Source organism: Methanothermococcus jasoni, from assembly GCF_049075655.1.
GTDB lineage: Archaea > AGJL01 > Methanococci > Methanococcales > Methanococcaceae > Methanofervidicoccus.
In genome coordinates, this window is sequence record NZ_CP157522.1 from 1,278,071 (window position 1) to 1,301,101 (window position 23,031).

Here is a 23,031-nt window from a genome sequence, read left to right on the forward strand (position 1 = left end):
TTATTAGTTCATTTTTGTATAATTCTATCGCTTTTTTTTAAATCTTTTGAATCATAGCCTGCATCTGCACAGGACTTTTTGGTAGGTACTAATAATTTATCAGCTACTTTACAATCGTGAGTATTTGCTGTGGTAAATTCTGCTCTTAATGGTATTCCTAACTTATCTACTGCTAAATGTAATTTAAAGCCTTTAAACATTCCTACACTGTTATATCCTATCTTTCCCTCAATATCTGTTTCGTCTTTTATTGGAGTGCTATCGTATATTGACCATTCAGGATTATTTAGTTCAATATATTTATCACCTAATAAAGTAATTATTGCATGCAATTCTTCATCTAGGGATTTTTTCCATCTATCGATGGTTCTTCTACCAGGGCAGGATTTAAATCCTAATGCAGTTAAAATCTGTGGATTATTTTGTAAGTGTAATACTAACGCTCTATTTGAATGTATGCCTTTTAAAAAGGCATACACTAATAGTTTAAGCCTCAACTCTAAATTATATCCTTTTCTCCCTACCTTTCTTCGTTTAGGGATTCGGTCAATTAAATCTGATGTAATTATCTCATTTACCACTTCCTCAGCCTTCATATTATCGTCTTTTTTATAATATTATATTTAGTATAGGTTATATATTTTGACCCATACTAATAATTATATCATAACATATTTAATATTAATCTTTTATTTTATTTAGAGTTAATAATTTAAATAATTTAAACATTATACGAGATTTAATATAAAAGAAAATGATGAATATATAAAAAGAATTTTACGATAAACCGCCGGGAAAGCCAACGACTTCAGTCGTTATACAAAACATAGTTTTGTAAAATCTCTTACGAGATTGGATGAGAGGCGGACATTCTATATTCCACACAATCAAAAATTATCTGTAATTGAATATATAAACTATATTTATAAGAACTATGGTGAATTCCATGCAAGTAACCAGAGTGCTGACAATAAACCTAACCAGAAGTTTAAATAATGAACAATTAACAATCATAAACCATTTAACCTACTCAGCATCAAAACTCTGGAATACATCCAATTATGAAGTAATACTACAAAACATTGAACCAAATAAAATAGATGTTCAAATGAAGGATAACTTCTGGTTTAAAAACCTACACTCACAATCAGCACAGGCAGTATGTCAAAAACTCTCAATTAGACGAAAACCTTCGGTTTTCGTTGCTCGCTTGCTACGCAAGCGATAGCATGGCAAAACTACTTCAAACAGCACACTAAAAGACCACGATACCAACCAAAAGATGGACACTTTCCAGTAAAATGGAAGAAACAAGGTTTCAAAATCATAGGCAATAAGTTAAGGTTATCCCTATCAAAACAAACTAAAAACTATCTCAAAGAAAAGCATGTTATCAAGTCCAAGTACTTATGGGTAGATTTATCGAAAACTCTACCGCTTGATACCACGCAGGTTAAAGAAGTTGAGATAGTTCCGCAGACCATCTATGGGATAACCTACCACATACTTCACTTAATCCATAAGAAACCAGTAATTCAAGAACCTATCAAAGAAGGTAATATACTAAGTATTGATTTAGGAATTAAGAATTTAGCAACCACAGTAACTAACACGGGCATCAGGCGAAAACCTTCGGTTTTCGCTACTCACCAACATCAGTTGGTGAAAGCAGTAATCTATGATGGAAGAAGGTTAATTTCTAAATTCCGATGGTTTGCTAAAAGTAAAGGAAAAATCCAATCTACCCTAACAAAGCAAGAGTTAAAATATAATAAACGATTATCCCGCTTAACAGTAAGGGAAAAGAATTATACTAAGGATTATCTACATAAAATAAGTAAAATGATTATCGATTTTGCAGTGGAAAATAAAGTTTCAAGGATTGTAATCGGCGAGTTAAACAAAGGTATTTCAAATATTAATATTGGTAGAAAGAACAACGAGAAAATACACAAGATACCTTTTGGTAGGTTAGTAAGTATGATAATGTATAAAGCAGAAGAAAAGGGATTAACAGTAGAACAGGTTAATGAATCTTATACTTCTCAAACTTGTAGTAATTGTGGTGTAGTTAAAAAGAGTAATAGGAAGTACAGGGGTTTGTATGTTTGTAGTGAGTGTGGTATGGTTTTGAATGCAGACATTAACGGGGCTTTGAATATTTTAAAAAAAGTATTTTCATGTAGCGTAGCCCTGAACCCGTTAATGGGTAGGGGTAGTGGGTTTGGCCACCCATGTAGGGTTAGACCCTGCTAAAGAACCCCACGATTTTAATGTGGGAGTAGGTCAGATAGATTATATATTTAATATATAATAACATATATTGATAAAAGATAATGACTAAAAATTAGAAAGAGAGTGATTTTATGTCAAAGATACTTATAACTGATGCTATTCATGATGATGCAATTGAAATATTAAAAAACGTTGGCGATGTAGAAATAGCCACGGGTTTAACGCCAGAGGAGTTAAAAGAAAAAATAAAGGATGCAGACGCTATTGTTATTAGAAGTGGAACAAAACTTACAAAAGATATAATCGACGCAGCTGAAAAATTAAAAGTTATCGCAAGGGCAGGTGTTGGAGTAGATAATGTTGATTTACAGGCAGCAACAGAAAAGGGGATTATAGTAGTTAATTCACCGGATGCTTCATCAATATCAGTAGCAGAATTAACAATAGGATTCATGCTCTCAGCTGCAAGAAATATTCCCCAAGCAACTGCCTCATTAAAGAGAGGCGAATGGGATAGAAAATCATTTAAAGGTGTAGAGCTCTACGGGAAAACCCTTGGTATTGTTGGATTGGGAAGAATAGGACAGCAAGTGGCAAAAAGGGCTAAGGCTTTTGGAATGAATATTGTAGGATATGACCCATACATACCAGCAGAGGTTGCGAAAAATATGGGTATTAAATTAATGGATGTGAATGAATTATGTCAGGTAAGTGATTTCATTACGCTACATGTCCCATTAACTCCAAAAACTAAACATATCATTAGTAAAGAACAAATTTCATTAATGAAAAAGAATGCCATAATTGTAAATTGTGCAAGAGGTGGCTTAATTGACGAGGAAGCCCTTTATGAAGCTTTAAAAGACAAAAAAATAAGAAGTGCGGCACTTGATGTATTCGAACAGGAGCCACCAAAGGACAACCCGCTGTTGGAGCTAGACAATGTAATAGGAACTCCACATCAGGGAGCTTCAACCGTGGAAGCTCAGAAAAGTGCTGGAACAATCGTAGCTGAACAAGTTGTAAAGATATTGAAAGGAGAACCTGCTGAAAATGTTGTAAATCTTCCTATGCTACCTATGGAAAAGATGAGTAAATTAAAACCATACATGATACTTGCAGAGAAAATAGGCAATATGATAATACAATTACTGGACAAATCGATAGAAAAAGTAGAATTAACATACATGGGTGAGCTCGCAAAAGAAGATACCGAAATGATAAAAAGGTCATTTTTAATGGGAATCTTATCACCAATATTACTTGCAGGAGTTAATTTAATAAATGCACCGACAATAGCAAAGAACAGAAATATAAAGATTGTAGAAGGAACCGTATCAGAGAGCGATTATGGAAATGCCATAAAAATTATAGCAAAAGGAAAAACAGAAGAAATTTCAATAGTAGGGTCATTAACAGATGGCAGGCCTGTTCTTCGTGAAATAAATGGGTATAAAGTAGATATTAAACCAGAAGGAATTATCTGCGTGATTAAACACATAGATAGACCCGGTATGATTGGTAAGGTTGGTCTATTACTTGGGGACTGCGGAGTAAATATTGCAGGGATGCAGGTTGGAAGGAAAGAACCTGGCGGAGAAAGTATAATGGTGCTTAATGTGGACCATATGATTCCAGATGATGTTATAGAAAAACTAAAAAAACTTGAAAATATTAAGGATGCTAAGGTTATTGACTTATAATTGACTTATTAACAGCGAATCCAAGATTCTTATTAGAATAATTATTTTTTATTTTATTTTTTTCAATTTAATTTTCAACTAACTAAAATGGTGGTAAATATCAACGAAATTATAGCTGGACTTGTGATAGCATTTTTATATGGTGTTGGCACATTTTTTGCAAAAATAGTGTCTGAAAAGGACCCATTTTTACAGTGGATAATTGTTAATATCGTTGGTATTATATTATGTATGGCCATAATTGCAAAAGAACCCCAAAGAATATACCAACTTCACGGAAAAATACTTTTATATGGGATAATTTCTGCTGTAATGGTTGTAGTTGGTAGCCTGCTTTTGTATTATACATTGCACAAGGGAAGGGCAAGTATAGTTGTGCCACTGTCATCAATAGGTCCAGCAATTACTACAATATTAGCAGTGATTTTTCTAAAAGAGCATTTGTCTGCTTTTCAAATATTTGGGATAGTGTTAATAATTGTGGGAATTATATTAATTTCGTTAAACAGTTAAAAAACACATATCAAGAAGTATCTAAAAAATACATAAAAAAGAAAAAAGAAAATAATAAATCTAATTTAATATAATCATTATATCAATTATAATTTCAATAACTTTTTAGCCCCCTGAGCTCCAAGCTGTAATTTTAGTGCATTTAATATTTCATTTACATCATCCATATCTTCCGCATCTTCCATTGCATTTTGAAATATCTCTCTTTTACTCGGCTCTACAAGACCTATTAAATATTCTACTGTGGATACTAATTCTATATATCTGCCTTCTTTTTGAGCCTGAGCTCGAACTTCTTCAATGGTCTTTTTTATATTTTCAGATACCACTGTATCACCATGCTTTTAATTTTAATATTTTGTAATTTATTAATATATAAAATTTTGTTTTTTGATATATTCCGTAGGAGTTGATATATTCCGTAGGAGCTCGGAAGGTCGCAACTTTTTATTACGATAAACCGCCGAGAAAGCCAACGATTTTAATCGTTATACAAAACATAGTTTTGTAAAATCTCTTATGAGATTGGATGAGAGGCGGACATTATATCGGCTAGTAAGTAGTAAAATATAAATATGTGAAGATTAGTAGTAAGTAACGCTACCAGTCCAAGTTCTAATGGGTAGGGTTAGTGAAAACTCTACCGCTGGTAGTGGTTGAAAGTGCATAGCGTAGCCCTGAACCCATTAATGGGTAGGGGTAGTGGGTTTGGCCACCCATGTAGGGTTAAACCCTACTAATGAACCCCACGATTTTAATCGTGGGAGTAGGTCAGAGAGATTTAGCAATTTCTTCCACTTTCTTATATACTTCATTATTTTCATCTATATCAAACAGAGGTTTGCCTACTAAATCATATTTTGATATTTCTTCATTATAGGGCAATTTCCCTATTAAATTTAACCCCAATTCTTCGGCGTTTTTCTCAACTATATCTTTGGTTTCATCATTTACTTTATTTGCAACAACACATATATCTTTGAATTTTATTTCGAGGTCATTCGCTAGTTTTTTTATTCTTTTAGCAGTCCCTAACCCTCGCTTTGAAGCATCACTCACCACTATCATGGTATCTACATTTTGAGTGGTTCTTCTACTCAAATGCTCCAAGCCTGCTTCCGTATCTATAACCACATAATCATAGGATTTTGCAAGATTATCTATAATCTGCCTTAACCAGTTATTCACACTACAATAACAACCACTTCCTTCGGGTCTCCCCATAACAAGCAAATCAAAGTTCTCTGTTTCAACCATAATTTCATATATTCTTCCCAGTAAATAATCCTGTTTTGATATGCCAGAAGGCAATTTATCATCAGCCACTAACTGTTTTAACTCTTCTCTTATATCCCCAATAGTCCGTTCTACTTCAACGCCAAGAGTTTCGGGGAGATTTGAATCGGGGTCAGCATCAACAACAAGCATATTGTGCGTCTTTTTTGATAATGCTTTTACAAGTAATGTGGAAAACATGGTTTTACCAGTTCCTCCTTTTCCGCTTATTGCTATTATTTTGGTCAAATTATCACCAATTACCTACATATATACATACAAAAAAAGTTTAAGACATATAACGAATATATTACATTGAACAATATCATCTAAATCAATATATATTATATATTTATTACATAAATATATTGGCAATGAATATATAGGACACACATAAGAATAATATATTTATTTAATAGTCGTTTTTTAAAAATGATATTGGGGGGCTCTTATGTATGAGAGGATGTTGCAAGAAGAACTTTCAAAATTATTTAAAGAATATTGTGAATTGGATTGGAAAAAGAAATCTGAGGCAGCCCGAATATTAGGGTATATTAATGATGTTAATGAAATTAAGAAAATACAGGAACAAATTATAAAACTAGCTCAGGATAAAAACTTAGCTACAAGAGTAAATCTAATGAACTCTATAAAGAAGCTCGTTTTAGACCGCCACATTATCAATGAAGATATCTTTGTTTTACTCTATTTTTGGGCCAATTCCTTCAACACCACAACATCAGAATTTGCCAAACAAATTATAAACTCCTTAAATGTGAATGTGATTGTCGACTACATCCTCTCATTATCCATAAAACTTTATTCTTCCAATCCTTATGAAGTAGCATATGCCATGGCATCCTTGGGATTGATATCAACAGTTACCCCTGAACACTTAACAAATACCCTCCCTGAGATTGTATTAATATCTAACAGTTATAAATACAAGATACTTCAAGTGCTTGCTATTGAAATACTTGAAGAATTTAAAACATTGGATAAAGAATATCTAATAAGTTCATTTTTTTTAATTTATAATATATATAAAAATAATAAACAGATTGGCGACTTCAATATTGAATCTATGAATGGAAGCGAATTATTTGAATATATGTTATGTATATATTTTAAAAAAAATGCAAGTAACGAAAATATTTTAAATATAATAACAATGTTGGATTATGTTGATTTACTTACAAAATCCTTTGCACTGATCACATTATATACTCATGCCGATGTTTTGTATCGGATATTAAAGGAGGATAAGAAATTAAGCAATTACCTGATAGATGAAATAATAAGCTCTTTTAAAAATCCTGACCGGATGATTAGGCTTTCATCCATGTTTTTGTTTATAAAGTTGATATTCTTTGATAAAATATATATTAAAGATGAATACTTAGATATGTTTTTTGACAAAATCCTTGAAAATTTCAATGATAAATATATTGTAAAAGGATTTTCTCTTGAAATATTATACTACCTATTAAAAAATACAGAATCGAAATATATTAAAAAGAAAGTATCTGAGGTTATTGATAAAATTGATTTAAAAAGTATAATGAATGAAGGACATTTATGCTATTATAATGGGTTATATTTGGCATATGAATTAAAAAAATATGAATGTTTCTCAGCAACATCTTCTCCTAATTTTAATATGGCTCTTGTGGGGGAATTTAACACATTGGAAACTGTTGAATATTATGATTTAATTAAATCTATTAATATATCTGTGAAGCGAAAATACTGGCTTAGTGGATGGTTGGATAGATACTACGCTGGAAAATATTTAGGCAATGCAATATATGCAAGACCCGGTTATGCATCCAATATGTTTGATACAATAGACACCCTATTAGGTGATAACAACTATATGGTAAGATGCATTGGAATTTGGATTTTAAGACTTACCACTGAGTTAGGTATTGAACCGCCAACTGATATTATCATTAAATCAATATCATTGCTTGATGACTGGTTCTATGAATGCAGAATTGAATATATGTTATTTTACAACATATTATTAAAAAATTTTCCGCATATTTTGGAAGACAGCAGAATTAAACAAAAACTCATTTCTGCAATAGCCTCAAAACATCTAACGGACAGCAATAAACTTGTAAGGAATGTTTGCACAATGATATTAAAAAATAAAGAATTATTATATAGGAATTCAGAAATTGAATTTTTTAAAAATTACTATGACTTGTCAGTTCCTGAAAGAATTGAATTACTTGAAAAATATTGGGAAATCCCAGAGCTGAGAAAAGCTGTAATTATGCTCGTTAAAGTAAGATTAAAATATTATATTAAAAAAGGAGATTATACTACCATTGAAATGGCTTTAAAAAAAATATTTGATGGGAAACTCCATAAAGAAATAGGTCATATACTGTATGAAATTGTACGATTGAAAGAAAAATCTGAAATGGCTAAAAAGATATTAAATGCATTTAAAAACAAATATCCAAAACTTCCAAAAGATTTAGAGAAAACATTATTCCATAATATCAATGAACCAATAATTACCATTAGAACCCATAAACTTAAAGAACTATTGTTATTTGTCAAAGAGGGAGTTACAATAAGCTATGAGTTATTAAATAAGGTTAAAGAGATAGCAATATACGAATGTGTTAGTGAGCGAAACCTAAATCTTGCATTATCTATACTTGGAGAAATAAATGAACTTGAAAGTATGGCCATAATTAAGGAAAAAAGGGAATTAATAGAATATCTGGAAAATAATCCATTAAATCTTGACAAAATAAAAAGAAAAGATTTGAAAAGATTGGATTGGAAGGATTATTGTATTAAAATAGCATACATTCCCACGGAAGGAATAATGGATATATTTGCAGAGGATAATGTAAATGAGGTTGTAGAAACAGTTGTATCTCTATTGCACTTTGAAGATGTTGTAATTTTAAAGGTAAGAATTATAGATTTATTAATTGAAGAAATTTCCAAAAATGAAGAATTATTAAATATATTGTTGGATAATAAAGAAATATTTGCTATATTGTTAAAACTATATTTATCTAAAGGATATAGTTTTTTATCAAAAAAAGCACTAACCTTACTAGAAAAATTATCGCTAAAAAGAGATAACTGGTTAAGAAGTAATTTAATACATTATTTTAAAAGTAATGATTTTAATTCTCAAAAATCGTTAAATAATATATTATACCTCCTAACTGAAAATATCTCCACATATGTTAAAATAGAAATTTTGAATTCTATAAAATATGCATTAGAAAATAAATTAATTGAATGTAATAAAGATGCTGCATATACTTTCGTAGACATTATGATGAATACCGACAGTAATCAGCCATGGACAATATTTAAAAACGCAGTTGATATTATTTTTTCATGTCCGTATATAAAAACTGATGAAAAACTTCTAAGTAGCATTGTCGAGAAATTTATAGGTCTTGCGGACATTGTAGAAGAAGGAAAGAAAGACTATATACTCATTTACCTAAAAAAACTATTAGAAATGAGTGGAGTTAACATTATAGAACTTGATGAGGAGGTTATTGAAAAACTTCTTGAATTTGAAAATAGGAATTTATAATTTTTAATATTATGTTATAATTTAATATTATTTTAGAGAGTGTGTCTAAAATCGAATGATAAATATATACTAATAAAAAAATATGGTGGCAAAAAGTGGATTCTAGAAAATTCTTAAAAAACTTTGGAGTTTTGATTACGAAAGGACGTTTATTAATTCAACAAAGTTTCCAAATAATGTAGGTGAATTGGAGTGAGCAAAGCGAACGGAGGGCTATAAAAATCCCTTTGGGATTTTCATTCAATCGGTAAGATACATGCTATAACTCGCTACGATTTAGAAAATAAAACATTATATCTCACATCCATGATTAAAAATCAGACTTGGAATTTGCTGATGGGAAAGGATATTTTTTGGTGATGGAGAATAGGGAAATAAAAAGACATTGAATAAAATCTTATCGGATTTTATAACCCGCTCTCTTTGCTCGTGGTTGAACAATATCGTTAAATCCATCTAAACAATAATAAAGAAAACGTAAAGATAGGTAGACATGTAAAGGATTCTTCAGAGCTTTAACCAATAGATTCAGAGATAAATTAAATACTTCCTTAGTATTAACTACCATCACTCTTATCGCTATAAGAGTTTATATGTACTCGTTAATCATGTTGCTAAGATATACTATATAATACCTGAGCTATCTTAGACACACCCTGCCTAATCCATAATGAAAATAAATAAAAAAATGAGATGAAAACATGGAATGTATAGAATATGAAATAAAACATGCGATAGAACATATGATGGAAACTAATTATCCGAGAAAAAAATTATGGGATATGGATTCAAAAGTTCCGGAGTTAATAAGAGGAATTAGGGCAGGAGATGATGCAGTAGTGATAGGAAAAAAGGTTATAAACATGGAAGGTCCCTATCCTTTAAAATTGGGTTCAAAAACTGCCTTAATTCATACATCATGCGATGTTGTGGCAATGGGTGCAAAACCATTATATGCCATGGATGCAATTCAGGCGCAGAATGAAGAAGAAATAAAAATGGCAGTAGATGGACTAAAAAAGCAATCCATAGGTCTAAATATACCTATTGTTGGTGGAAATACACAAACAGAAAAGGAATTAAAATCCTGTGTGAGTGTAGTGGTATTTGGAGAGCTCATATGTGATAAGGTAATTACTGATGGCGGAGCTCAGGCTGGAGATACAATAATTATGCTCGGTCATCCTGTGGAAGGAGATATTGGAGGTAGAGTCCAGAAGGCAAAAAATAAATTTGACACATTTCTGAAAATTTTAGAAAATGATGTGGAAGTCCATGCCTGCAAAGACGCTTCAAGGGGTGGATGGCTTTGTAACATACTTGAAATGCTTGCAAAGGCAAAAAAAGGTATTAGGATAAATGCAATCCCTTATCCAAGAGCTACAAGATATTTGGGAACTTATCTTGTGTGTATGGATGAGGATAATTTAAATGACGCCATAAATATAGCAATCGACAACAGATGTCCTATTATTCCATTTGGAAAAATAACAGAGGAAAGAACCTTTAAAATAGGGAATAAAGAATACATCAGTGAAGAAAAAATGAACAATATTATAAAAGAATTTCCCTATAAATACTAATTTAATATTTAATATATTTCCTCTAAATCATATTTTTTTGAAATTTCTTTTAGTATTAAATCAACTATTGTGGATTTACCATATATTTTACAGTATTTTTTTAATGCATCTATATTTTTATAAATTACATCGGGGTGATATTTAGAGATTTCATAGATAGTATTTAGCGTCGTATATCTAATAACATCATTTTCATTGAATAATAGTTTTAACACATTTTCGATAATCTCTTCCAATTCCTCTTCATTTAAGGTCGATATTGTGGAAAGGCAATACGCAATATTTAATGGACTTAATTTATCAATATCTCCGCTTTTTATAACTTTTAAAGTCCCTTTTAGGTCATCTTTGCGTATTGATGAGTTAATTTTTTCTTCTGTTATGTCTATCTTATCTACTTTATCGAAATTAATTAAAGATAAGCCCGTATTAAGCAATTTTTTAATTAACGCATTTTGTTTAAGGGAGTCTTTCAATAGCCTAATACGTTCATATGATTTTGGACGTGATTCACTTTCTGATTTTGGAATTTCACCATATTTCCTTATTAATTCCCAGGCATATTCTCTTATTTGAAGATTCACAAATTTTTCATTTATATTCCATAGTTCCTTCTCCACCACGTTAAAATATTCTGGATTGTTGAGCAATATAATCTTTAAAGAAATTAGTGTATTTAATACAAGATTTTCGTTATTACTTCTTAGACATTTTTTAATATATGGCATGAGATTTTTAACATTCTTCCCATGCTTTAAAAATATTTTTGTTGTAAGATAGACAGAGTTTGACACTATCTTGGGATTATTTGAATCGATAAGCCCCATAAGAGAATCCATAAGTGAAGTATTATTTTCCACAAGTTTCTGAGCTTCTAAAAGTCGCCCCTCCTCTAAGAGTTTTTTTAGCTTACTAGATTTTGAGCGAAAAAAAGGGATAGCCATTATTGAATCACCCAACGCTATTAAATAAATTATTACTAATTTACCACCTGCAATCTTGGACTTAATTTAACATTCGTAGGATTCTATGGGGGTTATGGTATAGGATAGGTCTTTGTTTTTTCTGAGAATCTCTAAAAATTTCACACATTTTGATGGGTCCTTGTTTGTCACAATAATATCACATATGGCTGTTATGAAATCATCTGATGTAATTTCGGTTTTAAGTGGAACTGCACCGCAACATATAAAAGAATTTAATAGTTCCTTCTGAATAGTAAGACATTTTTCTGCGTCTCCTTTTATTCTAACTCGATAAGATGGGAAAACCAATTCATAACAATTTGTAATTATAACATTATACCCTTGCAAAATTTCACAGAGTTTTGTGCAATTTTCACTAGTTGTCTTTATTATAAATTTTAAAAAATAATGATTATGGTTTAACGTATTTGTAACCTTTATATCATAAACTCTTGAAACATTTTCTGCAACTAAAATTCTTAACTTATCAAATATTTCTGATTCACATAATGAGTGAATAACATACAATTTTTCCATACTCATCTTTTCACCCTCTTAATTACATACGCCCATATATATTTTCATTTAAATATATATGTTTTAATATAAAAATATATATCATAAAACTGTGTAATTAAAAAATATTTTAAAATACATACATATAAATATATGCCATATTTAGAAATAGATATAAAATAGTGATTTTATAAGGGATTATACTGCAAAACCAGTAGAGTTATTGATATAATAATGGTAAATATTAAAAATACCACTTCACTGAGACCTATGGTTCCATCATGTAGTTGTATTTTCGAATTTTCAGAATATCCTCTTGAAACCATTGCTAAATATGTTCGTTCCCCCTGCTCATATGCTCTTATAAAGAGAGCTCCTACACTGTAACCAAATATATTCAGTATTTGTTTGTAACCAAATATATTCAGTATTTGTTTATATGTTAAATTTTTCCCATTAAAACATCTTGACTGTTGAGCTCTCAATGTAGATTCTAAAACGTCATACATGATAAATATATATCTTATCATCAATCCCAAAAGTGTTGAAAAAATATTTGGAAGCCCCAACTTCCTTCTGCACATATTACTTCATGCATCAGCAGGTACTTCACGTATATTCTATGATTAATATTGTTTTAAAATAGATTTTAATAAATCATATGCCTCATCTACGGTATTTGGTATTTCATCAATGTTTAATTTATCATTGAATTCATCTTTTATCTTTTTGAAAAGTTTTGCTATCTCTGGGACATCCAAGTTTTCTTTTTCAAGTAATTCAATGTTGGAAAAAACATCCTTTGGACTTCCTTCAAATATTATTGTTTTGTTTAAAACATAACACCTATCTGCAATTGAAACCAAATTTGGGTCGTGGCTAACAAAAATTATTGTTTTTCCTTCATTATTTAATTTCTTTATTAGATTGATAATATATCTTTTGCTTTTTGGGTCTAAATATGATGTTGGTTCATCCATTAAAATAATTTCTGGTTCAATTGAGATAACGGAGGCTATTGATGCTTTTTTCTTTTCACCCCCGCTTATATTGTAAGGATGTTTGTCTCTTAATCCATATATGTTCATATCTCTAAGAGTTTTATCTGTGATTTTCACTGCTTTTTCTTTTGAATATAGGTGCAAAGGTCCAAAAGCTACATCATCCCAAACAGTTGGACTAAACAGCATGATATCGGGGTCTTGAAACACAAAACCTACTTTGCTTCTGAAGTATTTCATAGAACTCTTTTTCATAAGAACTTTTTCAGTTAATTTTTTTCCTTCAAAATAAATTTCCCCACTGCTTGGAAATTCCAATCCATTTAGAATTTTTAATAATGTGGTTTTTCCAGCACCATTTGAACCAATTATTGCGAGTATTTCACCACCATATATGTTCATATTAATATTACTTAATGCTAATGTGCCGTCTGGGTATTTATAGGACAAATTTTTTAATTCAAAAATCTTTTTATTTTTTTTATTTTTTTTCATATCAATATTATTTTTATTCATAATATACACCTGTCAATAATCATTGCAATCGCCATTATTAGCATTGAAACTATTAAAAATACATAATCTTTTGTTTTAATATAAAAATTAGAATATGTTTTTGGTTCATTTAAATAACCTCTCGAAAGCATTGCATAGTATAAATCTTCCCCCATTTGATGTGTTTTTATAAATAAAGCCCCCATATTCTTCCCAGCTTCAATCCAGCTTTCTTTTAATCCTATATTTTTACATAACCTCGATTTTCTTGAATACATTGAATCTAAAAGTGTGTTCATAAGAAGAAAAATATATCGATAGGCAATTGTCATTATGGTAATTATTATGTCTGGAACCCCAAGGTTATTTAATGCCTTTGTTATATCATTCCATGTTGTTGTAATTGTAAGTAAAACTGCATAGGAAACAGCTGTTGCAACTCTTAATGTAAACATTATAGCATAATACAATCCATTATCGCTAATGGCAATATATGGGTTATTTAATAGAACATAAATTGGTTTTCCGGGGGTTATAAATATAATTGGAACTGCAATAATACCCGTGAAAATTGGAATAAATAACCATACTCTTTTTAAGTAGTGTTTTAATGGAATTTTTGAGATATAACAAAAAATTATAGATAATATATACAATCCAAAAATAACCTCTAAATGTTTTGTAAGAACAGTAATAACGATAAATGAAATAATAACTATTAGTTTTATCCTGGGTTCCATGGATTGTAATACCCCATTGTTTTTTGCATATTTTTCTGCAAAAACTGCCTCATTTATATATTTAATAACTCCCTCAATGGTTTTATTAAATAATTTCATTGAATCACCAACAAAAATATGAGATGTAAATTTCATAAAATATTAAATTAATTATTAATTAGTGACATTTATTATTTAAATAATATTTAAAATTTTATAGAAGATTAAAAATTTTAATTATCTAATATATATTTCAAAAATTATCTGTATAGGTTTACAGAAGACTTAAACCATTATTTAAAATATTCAAAATTATGAAAAAAAATTAAAAATGGAAATTATTGGGATGAAGGATTTATTGTTTTTACAAGGCCATAATATAAACCCATGCAGAGAACAACTCCAACTATTGCAGATAATATATAACCTATTGAAGCATGTGTAGGGTCATCCCATCCTGGAACATCATAATCTGGAAGTGGAGCGTAAGCCCAAACATCTGAAAGAGATTCAAGCCCTGAAATATCACCATGCACATTATCAGCTAAATCTTCTACACCCCATTCTCCCCAAGCGTCGCCATAATCCCATGTTATCAATATACCAAGGGGGGATAATATAATCAACACTCCAATTACTATAAAAAACTTTTTAATTAATGGATCATTAAAGTTCATCTTTTTCACCACCTGCAAGTTTTGAGAGATTAAATAAATCTGGCCTTGATTTTTTGACATACCAAACCACTATTGCAGTTACTATGGCTGCGGCTGGTCCAGCAGTTATTAAATGAGCCAAAGCCATTGCTGGAACAGATACTGTAAAAGGGTATGGACAGTATCCAGGCTGTATATATGGTTGAAGTCCAAACTCAAATCCTGCTACAATTGCAGCTGCAACAATACCAATATATGCACCAATACCACTGGCAGCAACATCCCCAATTTTATTTTTTAATATTTTATAGCAATAATAACCAATGAAGGGTAAAACTACACCCATATTAAAACAGTTTGCTCCAAGTGCTGTTATTCCACCATCACCAAAGAATAATGCCTGTATTAGTAATACTATTGAAATAGCAACTGTTGCGGTCCATGGGTTCCCCATTAATATTGCTATCAATGTTCCACCTACCATGTGTGCGGTGGTTCCATCAGGCACAGGTAGGTTATACATCATTACTAAGAAAGAAAATGCCGTCAAAACTCCAAGAAGTGGTATTTGTTTGGGATGCAGGGTTTTTAACTTTTTAATTGCAATAGCCCAAAAGAACAACATTATAATATAAAATATTGCACATGTTATTGGGCCTAAATACCCATCTGGTATATGCATATTTTCACCTTTTTTTATATTTTTTCATATTCTTATGTATTTTTTTGTATTTTTTAATATTTATTTGTATTTTAGTAATACCATATTACTTTAATAAAATTAATAATATTTATAGTTTTTCATAAAATTTTTTGTAATAATTTTTAATATATTTTTATAAAAAATATTACCTGAGAATAATTATATAAAATATTTATATTATAGTGTAGTGTATTTAGAACACTTTACAGCATAATTGGTGGGTAAATAATGATAAATACGATATACGATATTTTAAAAGAGAATGGCATCACTGAGCTCAGACCTCCACAAAAAAAAGTAATCGAAGGAGGGCTATTAAATAAAAATAAAAATTTTTTAATCTGCATACCTACGGCATCGGGGAAAACACTTATTGGTGAGATGGCATTTATAAACCATCTTTTAAATGAGAATAAAAATCCCACAAATAAAAAAGGATTGTTCATTGTTCCTTTAAAGGCACTTGCAAATGAGAAATACGAAGAATTTAAGGAGAAATATGAAAAATACGGTTTAAAAGTAGCATTGTCCATTGGAGATTTTGATGAAAAAGATGAACTAAGCGGATATGATTTAATAATCACGACAGCGGAAAAGCTCGATTCACTGATTAGGCACAATATAGGGTGGATAAATGACGTATCTGTTGTAGTTATAGATGAAATCCATTTAATAGGAGATGATGGGAGAGGGGGAACCCTTGAAATTCTACTTACAAAACTGAAAAGCAAATACGACACCCAAATAATTGGACTATCTGCCACCATAGGAAATCCCGAAGAGTTTGCCAAATGGCTAAATGCTGAGCTGGTTATGGACGAGTGGAGACCTGTTGAATTAAGAAAGGGAGTAGGGTATGACGACAAAATCATATTTATTGATGAGGATGGAAATGTCATAGAGGAATACGTTATTAATGGAACATCTAAAAACAGCATGTTTAATATTGTAGTGGATAGTGTTTTAAAGGACGGCTCATGCCTGATATTTTGCAATTCAAAGAGAGGGGCAGTTAATGAAGCAAAAAAATTAAATTTGAAAAAATATTTATCAGCTGATGAAGTAGCGGAGCTCCGAAATTTAAAAGAGGAAGTCCTAATGGCACTTGACCCGCCAACAGAAACCTGCAAAACCCTTGCGGAATGTATTGAAAGGGGTGTAGCATTCCATCATGCAGGTTTAACCTACGAACAGCGGAAAATTGTTGAAGATGGATTCAGAAAAAAGCTGATAAAGGTAATTTGTTGCACTCCGACACTCTGTTTAAATGCAAATACTGAGATATTACAAGAAAGTGGGTTTAAAAAGATTACAGAATTGAATAAAAATGAAAAGGTATTTGCATTGTGTGGAAATAAAATAAAACCGGTGGATTGTTGGAAAGTCCATAAGACCCCGCAACATGAGTATAATATTGTTGTAAAAACAGCAAATGGGCTAAAAATTACCACAACTCCTAATCATTTGTTCTTAGTTAAAAAAGGAAAAGATACTTGTGAAAAAGAAGCAAAGGATTTAAAAATAGGGGATTATGTGGCTACTACTGATAAAATAGTAGTTGAAGAAAGAGATATCGATTTATCCTATGGGGACATTTATTTCATTGGATATTTTATAGGGGATGGATATACTGGCGTTATTGAAAAAAATGTATTTAGGGGCAGTCCAGATATTGCATTTAATCCAAAATCCTCGCCAAATTTCGACGACTCCAAATTACATAAAAAATACTTCTTAAAGCATAGGGAAATGGAAGGTGTATCTCATTATATATATTCAAAAAAACTAAGGAAAGTATTCAACAAATTGAACATGCTAACCAAGAATAACAAGAATATTGATACATTTTACAATCTTCCATTGGAAAAATTTTCATACTTTATTGCAGGGTTGTTTGATAGTGATGGATACATTAATGCCAATAGAAAGGAAATTGAATTCGATTCAATATCGGAAAATCTAATCAAAAAACTACAATTGGGATTATTGAGGTTTGGAATACATAGCACCATTAGAAAAAGAAAAGGAAAAGTTATGAAACTTGACAAAACCTTCGGGTTTTGTAAGTCAGCGAATCCAAAGGATTCGCTTCGATCACCAACGAATTATAAAGAATATAAAAGTAGGGACATTTATAAACTAATAATTGGTGATTTTATAAGTGTAAAAAGATTTTATGAAAATATTCCACTGAGGCACAAGGAAAAAAGAAGAAAATTGGAGGAAATCGTAAAAAGTAAGGAAATTGCTAAAATGTGGTGTGATTGTGGATTTAGCACTGATTTAACTATGTTTAAGCCGAGAACAGAAAGTCAGAGGAACTTGAATAAAAAGCGTATAAACTTGCTTTTTGAACTATTAAATGGGAAAAAATTGATTATGAATTACAAGAGCTATTATTCAAAGAGAAAGAATTCTCATTTTGAATTCATAACAAGAGAAAATGTGGGAGGAAATAAGAAAGGAGTATATTATTCCCTAAATAATAAAGGAAAGATTTTAATGAATCTTCTTAATAAAAATATAAAAAATAAAGAGAATTTAGAAGAAATGTATGATTTCTTAACAAATCTTGAAAAATGTCCAATTTGTGGTAAGCCACTCTACAAAGAAATAAGATACAGTTGGAAAAAAGAATATTATGATGAAGATATTTATTGGGATGCAATTAAAGAAATTAAAAAAATAAAAGTAAATGACAAATATGCTTATGACATAGAACTGCCTGATGATGGGACAAATGACCATTATGTTGTGGCGAATGGATTTATTGTGCATAACTCTGCGGGACTAAATTTACCTTGTAGAAGGGCAATCGTAAGGGATTTAAAGAGATTTTCCAGCAGAGGTATGGCCCCAATTCCAAAAATGGAAATTCATCAGTGCATTGGAAGAGCTGGACGGCCAAATTTAGACCCCTATGGTGAAGGAATAATATATGTAAGCAATAGGGAGAACCCTGAAAGCATTGAAAATGCAAAAAACTATTTAATTGGAAATGTGGAGGAAATTTACTCAAAACTATCTAATCAGAAGGTTTTAAGAACTCATATACTTGGGTTAATTACCACAGGTGAGGTTAAAAACAAAAATGATTTAGAGGAATTTATAAAAAATACATTCTATGCTCATCAATATCAAAATACTGAAAAAATTTTGGAAAATATTGATGAAATAACCAATTTTTTAGAGAAAAATGGATTTATACAGTTAAATTATGGTTCAAATGATAATAATAACAATAATAATGTAAAGATGCTCGTATTGGATAACAATTCATTGACTGTTAAATCAAGATACGAGGGCGAAAATATATATTATACTATCACACCCCTTGGAAAGAGGGTTTCGGAGCTCTACATAGACCCACTAAGTGCAGAGATTATTATAGATGGATTGAAGGAGCTCCATAAAAAAACATTAAATTCAGCAAGTCCAAAAACTATGGATTATTATATTTTTTATATACTATATATAATATCAAAAACCACCGAAATGCAGCCAGCTTTAAGAGTAAAAAAATTTGAAGAGGAGGATTTAATTTATGAGATGATAAATTTGGATATGGGCGTAGATATGAACGATATATCTTTGGAAAATTTAGAATATTTTAAAAATGCCAAAATGTTCTATGATTGGATTAATGAAGTTCCTGAGGAAAAGATTTTGGAGAAATACAACATTGAGCCGGGAATTTTACGATACAAGGTAGAACAATCTAAATGGATGATTCATTCTGCAAAAGAAATATTTGATTTGCTTGATATTGAAAATAAATTCATAAGGGACTGTTTAAATGATTTGGAGATAAGAATAGAATATGGTGCAAAACAGGATATCATAGAACTCCTAAAAATAAAACATATTGGTAGGGTCAGAGCTCGAACATTATATAATTCAGGTATAAAAAATGTAAGGGATATCGTTAATAACCCTAAAAAAGTCATTAATTTATTGGGGGAAAAAATAACAAAGAAAATTTTAGAGGAACTGGGTGTGGATGTTAAATTTGGTCAGATGAAACTTTCAATGTATGATATGTGATATGACAAAATATACTAAAATATAACAAAACACCCAAATATGATTTAAAATAAAAATAACTGCTCAGCTGTCCCCGTTGTCATCACGAATCAGTGAAGTCGGCACTCATCATTGCAGTTTAATAAAAAAATTAGCTACTCTGCGAGCTCTTATTTATTTTCAGATGTTATATAATAAAACAATGTCATCGTTTTTATAGCTTTGTATGTTAAATATGTATAAACATTTTATAAAATATAACTTAAAATTACCATTATTTATTTTAATTAACATATTGTTATTATATTTGTATTGGAAGCATATGTTATTGGTGGAGGAGGTAAAAAATGAAAAATTTGAATCGTAAAACCAAAATATTAATAACAATGGGTCCATCCATTGAAAATAAATTAAAAGATGTAGTTAAACTAATAGATGGCATTAGATTCAACATGTCACATACTGATGTTGAAGATATTAAAAAATATCTAGATATTTTAGAGAAAAACAACATTGCCAAATTAATGGATTTAAAGGGGAACAAAATAAGAATAAAAAAGACCTTTAAGTCGGAGCTAAAAAATGGGGATGAGCTCGTAATTGGGAAGGACATAATATTATCATATCATCCAATAGATGAAGCAGAAGAAGACCATTTTATACTTATAAACGATGGAAAGATAAAATTAAAAGTTAAAAGAATAAAGGATAATTTAATATATTCCGAGGTATTAATTGGCGGTGTTGTAAAAGAGGGGATGGGCGTAAATCTACCGGATACTCATTTAAAAATACCTATAATATCCAACGAAGACATAGAGAATATAAAATTTGCCATAGAACATGATTTTGAATACATATCACTATCTTTTGTTAGAAATAAGGATGATATTATTAATTTAAGAAATATAATATCTGAACAGGATGGGAATATCTCTATAATCGCCAAAATAGAGACAAAGGAAGGGTTAAGGAATATAGATGAAATAGCAAAATATTCTGATGGTGTCATGGTTGCTAGGGGTGATTTGGGGGTTGAAATTCCTATTGAATATATCCCGATAGAACAAAAAAATATAATAAATACTACAAATAAATGGGGAAAATTGACAATAACTGCCACTCAAATGCTTGATTCAATGGTGTCTAACCCATATCCTACAAGGGCTGAGATAACAGATATTGCAAATGCCATATTTGACGGAACAGATTGTTTAATGCTCTCGAATGAAACGGCAGTTGGAAAATATCCAATAGAAGCCATTAAAGTTATGAACAAGGTTGCAAAGATTTCAGAACAAAATATGGAAAAATTTGCCGTGGAAACTTGCTTAGAGGGTTCTTCCATTTCAACAGGCATAGCACATGCTACATACACCCTTTACACAAAATTAAATCCAAAGATAATAATGACTCCAACATGGTCTGGAAAAAGTGCCATGCTTATATCAAAGTTTAGACCAAAAGTTCCAATAATTGCTTTAACTCCAAACGTGAAAACATTTAAAAAATTAAGGCTTGTTTGGGGCGTGATTCCTCACTATGTTGATGAAGTAAATAATGTGGATGACATATTGGAAATATCAAAGAAGGTGGCAGAAAGTATGATTGACGAAGGTATATACATTACCACGCTAGGTCATCCAGTTGGCAAGAAAAAGACCAACGTGATTAAGGTTGGAGTTATAAAAAGGTAATAAGAATAAAAATATATTCCATTACATAGGTAGTTATAAATTATGGTGATATTATGAATACATTTGGAGAGATGTTTAGAGTAACGACATGGGGAGAAAGTCATGGGAAGGCACTTGGTGCAGTAATTGACGGGTGTCCATCAAATTTGCCCCTTACAGAGGAGGATATACAAAAGGAGCTCAACAGAAGAAGACCTGGATACAGTCTTTTTTCCACACCACGAAAGGAAGCCGATGAAGTTGAATTACTCTCGGGAGTTTTTGAAGGAAAAACAACAGGAACTCCAATTTCAGCATTAGTATATAATAGAAATCAAAAATCAAAGGATTACAGTAAGATAAAGGATACTCCAAGACCCGGACACGCAGATTTTACCTATGGCGTAAAATATGGTAATTACGACTACCGCGGAGGCGGAAGAAGCAGTGGAAGAACTACAATAGGGCATGTTATAGGTGGTGCAGTTGCAAAAAAACTTTTAGATTATACTCATAATATCAAGATAGTAGGGTATGCTGTGAAAATTGGGAAGATTGAAGGAGATTTTAACTACTATTCAAAACCTGAGATATTTAATCTAAATAATATCGATAATATAGTTGAAAAAATCGAAAATAATCCATTGAGGTGCCCCTCTTCAAACTCTGATGAAATGAAGGATTATGTGCTTAATGCCATGGAAAACAAAGATAGTGTTGGAGGAATTGTGGAAGTGGTGGCATTAAATGTTCCCGCAGGCGTGGGCAATCCAATATTTGGAAAACTCAATGGAGAGCTCGCAAGTGCTATGATGAATATAAATGCAGTTAAGGGCGTGGAGATAGGAAGAGGTTTTGAAAGTGCAGAGGTCTATGGAAGCGAGATGAACGATGAATATTATTATGATAGTGAAAACAATATACAACTAAAAACAAATAACTGCGGTGGAATATTGGGAGGTATAAGTTGCGGAGCTCCGCTTGTTTTAAGGGTGGCAATTAAACCAACGCCATCAATTTCAAAAATCCAAGAGACTGTCAATATAAAAACAGGACAAAATCAGGAGATAGAAATTGGTGGGAGACACGACCCAATAATTGTTCCTAGGGCAATTCCTGTTTTAGAATCTATGGTTGCCATTACTCTTTCAGACTTGATGATTAGAGGAGGTTTTATTCATCCTTGTAGATTACCTCAAAAATAAAAATAAAATAAAAAAATAAAAAATATAATAAGAGAGGTAAAAGCTTTATATTATTACGATAAACCGCCGAGAAAGCCAACGATTTTAATCGTTATACAAAACAAGGTTTTGTAAAATCTCTTATGAGATTGGATGAGAGGCGGACATCATTTTTTTTATATGCTCCACTACATAATATAT

At 30.8% G+C, this 23,031-nt stretch carries 19 protein-coding genes; 9 read left to right on the forward strand and 10 right to left on the reverse strand.

Features of this window, described 5'->3' with window-relative positions; translation table 11 throughout:
• Window positions 1-8: 8 nt before the first annotated feature.
• Window positions 9-596: a transposase gene (locus Mjas_RS06785; RefSeq protein WP_421077172.1), complete on the reverse strand. Its 588-nt coding sequence runs from the start codon at window positions 594-596 to the stop codon at window positions 9-11.
• 350 nt (window positions 597-946) lie between these two features.
• On the opposite strand from Mjas_RS06785, the gene Mjas_RS06790 reads away from it, so the two are divergent.
• The 4 genes from Mjas_RS06790 (at window position 947) to Mjas_RS06805 (ending at window position 4,451) form a co-directional block, all read left to right on the forward strand.
• Window positions 947-1,228: a hypothetical protein gene (locus tag Mjas_RS06790; RefSeq protein ID WP_421077413.1), complete on the forward strand. Its 282-nt coding sequence runs from the start codon at window positions 947-949 to the stop codon at window positions 1,226-1,228.
• Window positions 1,225-2,256 (forward strand): RNA-guided endonuclease InsQ/TnpB family protein, encoded by a 1,032-nt coding sequence (locus tag Mjas_RS06795; protein ID WP_421078599.1) that lies wholly within the window; start codon window positions 1,225-1,227, stop codon window positions 2,254-2,256. Before Mjas_RS06790 ends, Mjas_RS06795 begins: the two co-directional genes overlap by 4 nt.
• A gap of 110 nt (window positions 2,257-2,366) precedes the next feature.
• Entirely contained in the window at window positions 2,367-3,938 is a 1,572-nt protein-coding gene (gene serA, locus Mjas_RS06800) for a phosphoglycerate dehydrogenase (protein WP_421077414.1), read from the forward strand.
• Between the two features lie 87 nt (window positions 3,939-4,025).
• Window positions 4,026-4,451, forward strand: a complete 426-nt coding sequence (locus Mjas_RS06805; RefSeq protein ID WP_421077415.1) for an EamA family transporter — start codon at window positions 4,026-4,028, stop codon at window positions 4,449-4,451.
• Window positions 4,452-4,537: 86 nt separating this feature from the next.
• Here Mjas_RS06805 and Mjas_RS06810 read toward each other — a convergent pair whose 3' ends face one another.
• Both Mjas_RS06810 and Mjas_RS06815 read right to left on the reverse strand, forming a co-directional pair.
• Window positions 4,538-4,780 carry a hypothetical protein gene (locus Mjas_RS06810; protein ID WP_421077416.1) on the reverse strand — a complete coding sequence of 81 codons (243 nt, stop codon included), beginning with the start codon at window positions 4,778-4,780 and terminating at the stop codon, window positions 4,538-4,540.
• A 442-nt stretch (window positions 4,781-5,222) separates the two neighbouring features.
• On the reverse strand, window positions 5,223-5,975 hold the full coding sequence (locus Mjas_RS06815) for an AAA family ATPase (RefSeq protein ID WP_421077417.1): 753 nt from the start codon (window positions 5,973-5,975) through the stop codon (window positions 5,223-5,225).
• Between the two features lie 202 nt (window positions 5,976-6,177).
• Here Mjas_RS06815 and Mjas_RS06820 point away from each other — a divergent pair, with 202 nt between their 5' ends.
• Both Mjas_RS06820 and Mjas_RS06825 read left to right on the forward strand, forming a co-directional pair.
• Window positions 6,178-9,309: a hypothetical protein gene (locus Mjas_RS06820; protein ID WP_421077418.1), complete on the forward strand. Its 3,132-nt coding sequence runs from the start codon at window positions 6,178-6,180 to the stop codon at window positions 9,307-9,309.
• 701 nt (window positions 9,310-10,010) lie between these two features.
• Window positions 10,011-10,892 carry an AIR synthase related protein gene (locus Mjas_RS06825; RefSeq protein WP_421077419.1) on the forward strand — a complete coding sequence of 294 codons (882 nt, stop codon included), beginning with the start codon at window positions 10,011-10,013 and terminating at the stop codon, window positions 10,890-10,892.
• 8 nt (window positions 10,893-10,900) lie between these two features.
• Here Mjas_RS06825 and Mjas_RS06830 read toward each other — a convergent pair whose 3' ends face one another.
• The 7 genes from Mjas_RS06830 to cbiM all read right to left on the reverse strand — a co-directional run bounded on the left by Mjas_RS06830 (window position 10,901) and on the right by cbiM (window position 15,926).
• A complete protein-coding gene (locus Mjas_RS06830) occupies window positions 10,901-11,836 on the reverse strand; it encodes a hypothetical protein (protein ID WP_421077420.1) in 936 nt (311 codons plus the stop codon).
• Window positions 11,837-11,902: 66 nt separating this feature from the next.
• Window positions 11,903-12,400, reverse strand: coding sequence for a hypothetical protein (locus tag Mjas_RS06835; RefSeq protein ID WP_421077421.1), 498 nt, complete (start codon window positions 12,398-12,400; stop codon window positions 11,903-11,905).
• A 161-nt stretch (window positions 12,401-12,561) separates the two neighbouring features.
• On the reverse strand, window positions 12,562-12,957 hold the full coding sequence (locus tag Mjas_RS06840; protein WP_421077422.1) for an energy-coupling factor transporter transmembrane component T family protein: 396 nt from the start codon (window positions 12,955-12,957) through the stop codon (window positions 12,562-12,564).
• A 42-nt stretch (window positions 12,958-12,999) separates the two neighbouring features.
• On the reverse strand, window positions 13,000-13,890 hold the full coding sequence (locus Mjas_RS06845) for an energy-coupling factor ABC transporter ATP-binding protein (protein WP_421077423.1): 891 nt from the start codon (window positions 13,888-13,890) through the stop codon (window positions 13,000-13,002).
• Complete coding sequence (gene cbiQ / locus Mjas_RS06850) at window positions 13,887-14,708, reverse strand: cobalt ECF transporter T component CbiQ (RefSeq protein WP_421077424.1); 822 nt, start codon at window positions 14,706-14,708, stop codon at window positions 13,887-13,889. The genes Mjas_RS06845 and cbiQ overlap by 4 nt, the downstream gene beginning before the upstream one ends.
• Before the next feature lie 218 nt (window positions 14,709-14,926).
• A complete protein-coding gene (locus Mjas_RS06855; RefSeq protein ID WP_421077425.1) occupies window positions 14,927-15,265 on the reverse strand; it encodes a PDGLE domain-containing protein in 339 nt (112 codons plus the stop codon).
• Entirely contained in the window at window positions 15,255-15,926 is a 672-nt protein-coding gene (gene cbiM, locus Mjas_RS06860) for a cobalt transporter CbiM (protein WP_421077426.1), read from the reverse strand. Before cbiM ends, Mjas_RS06855 begins: the two co-directional genes overlap by 11 nt.
• Before the next feature lie 249 nt (window positions 15,927-16,175).
• On the opposite strand from cbiM, the gene Mjas_RS06865 reads away from it, so the two are divergent.
• The 3 genes from Mjas_RS06865 (at window position 16,176) to aroC (ending at window position 22,851) form a co-directional block, all read left to right on the forward strand.
• A complete protein-coding gene (locus tag Mjas_RS06865; protein WP_421077427.1) occupies window positions 16,176-19,991 on the forward strand; it encodes a DEAD/DEAH box helicase in 3,816 nt (1,271 codons plus the stop codon).
• 326 nt (window positions 19,992-20,317) lie between these two features.
• Window positions 20,318-21,667: a pyruvate kinase gene (pyk, locus tag Mjas_RS06870; protein WP_421077428.1), complete on the forward strand. Its 1,350-nt coding sequence runs from the start codon at window positions 20,318-20,320 to the stop codon at window positions 21,665-21,667.
• Between the two features lie 53 nt (window positions 21,668-21,720).
• On the forward strand, window positions 21,721-22,851 hold the full coding sequence (gene aroC, locus Mjas_RS06875; RefSeq protein WP_421077429.1) for a chorismate synthase: 1,131 nt from the start codon (window positions 21,721-21,723) through the stop codon (window positions 22,849-22,851).
• Window positions 22,852-23,031 lie beyond the last annotated feature (180 nt).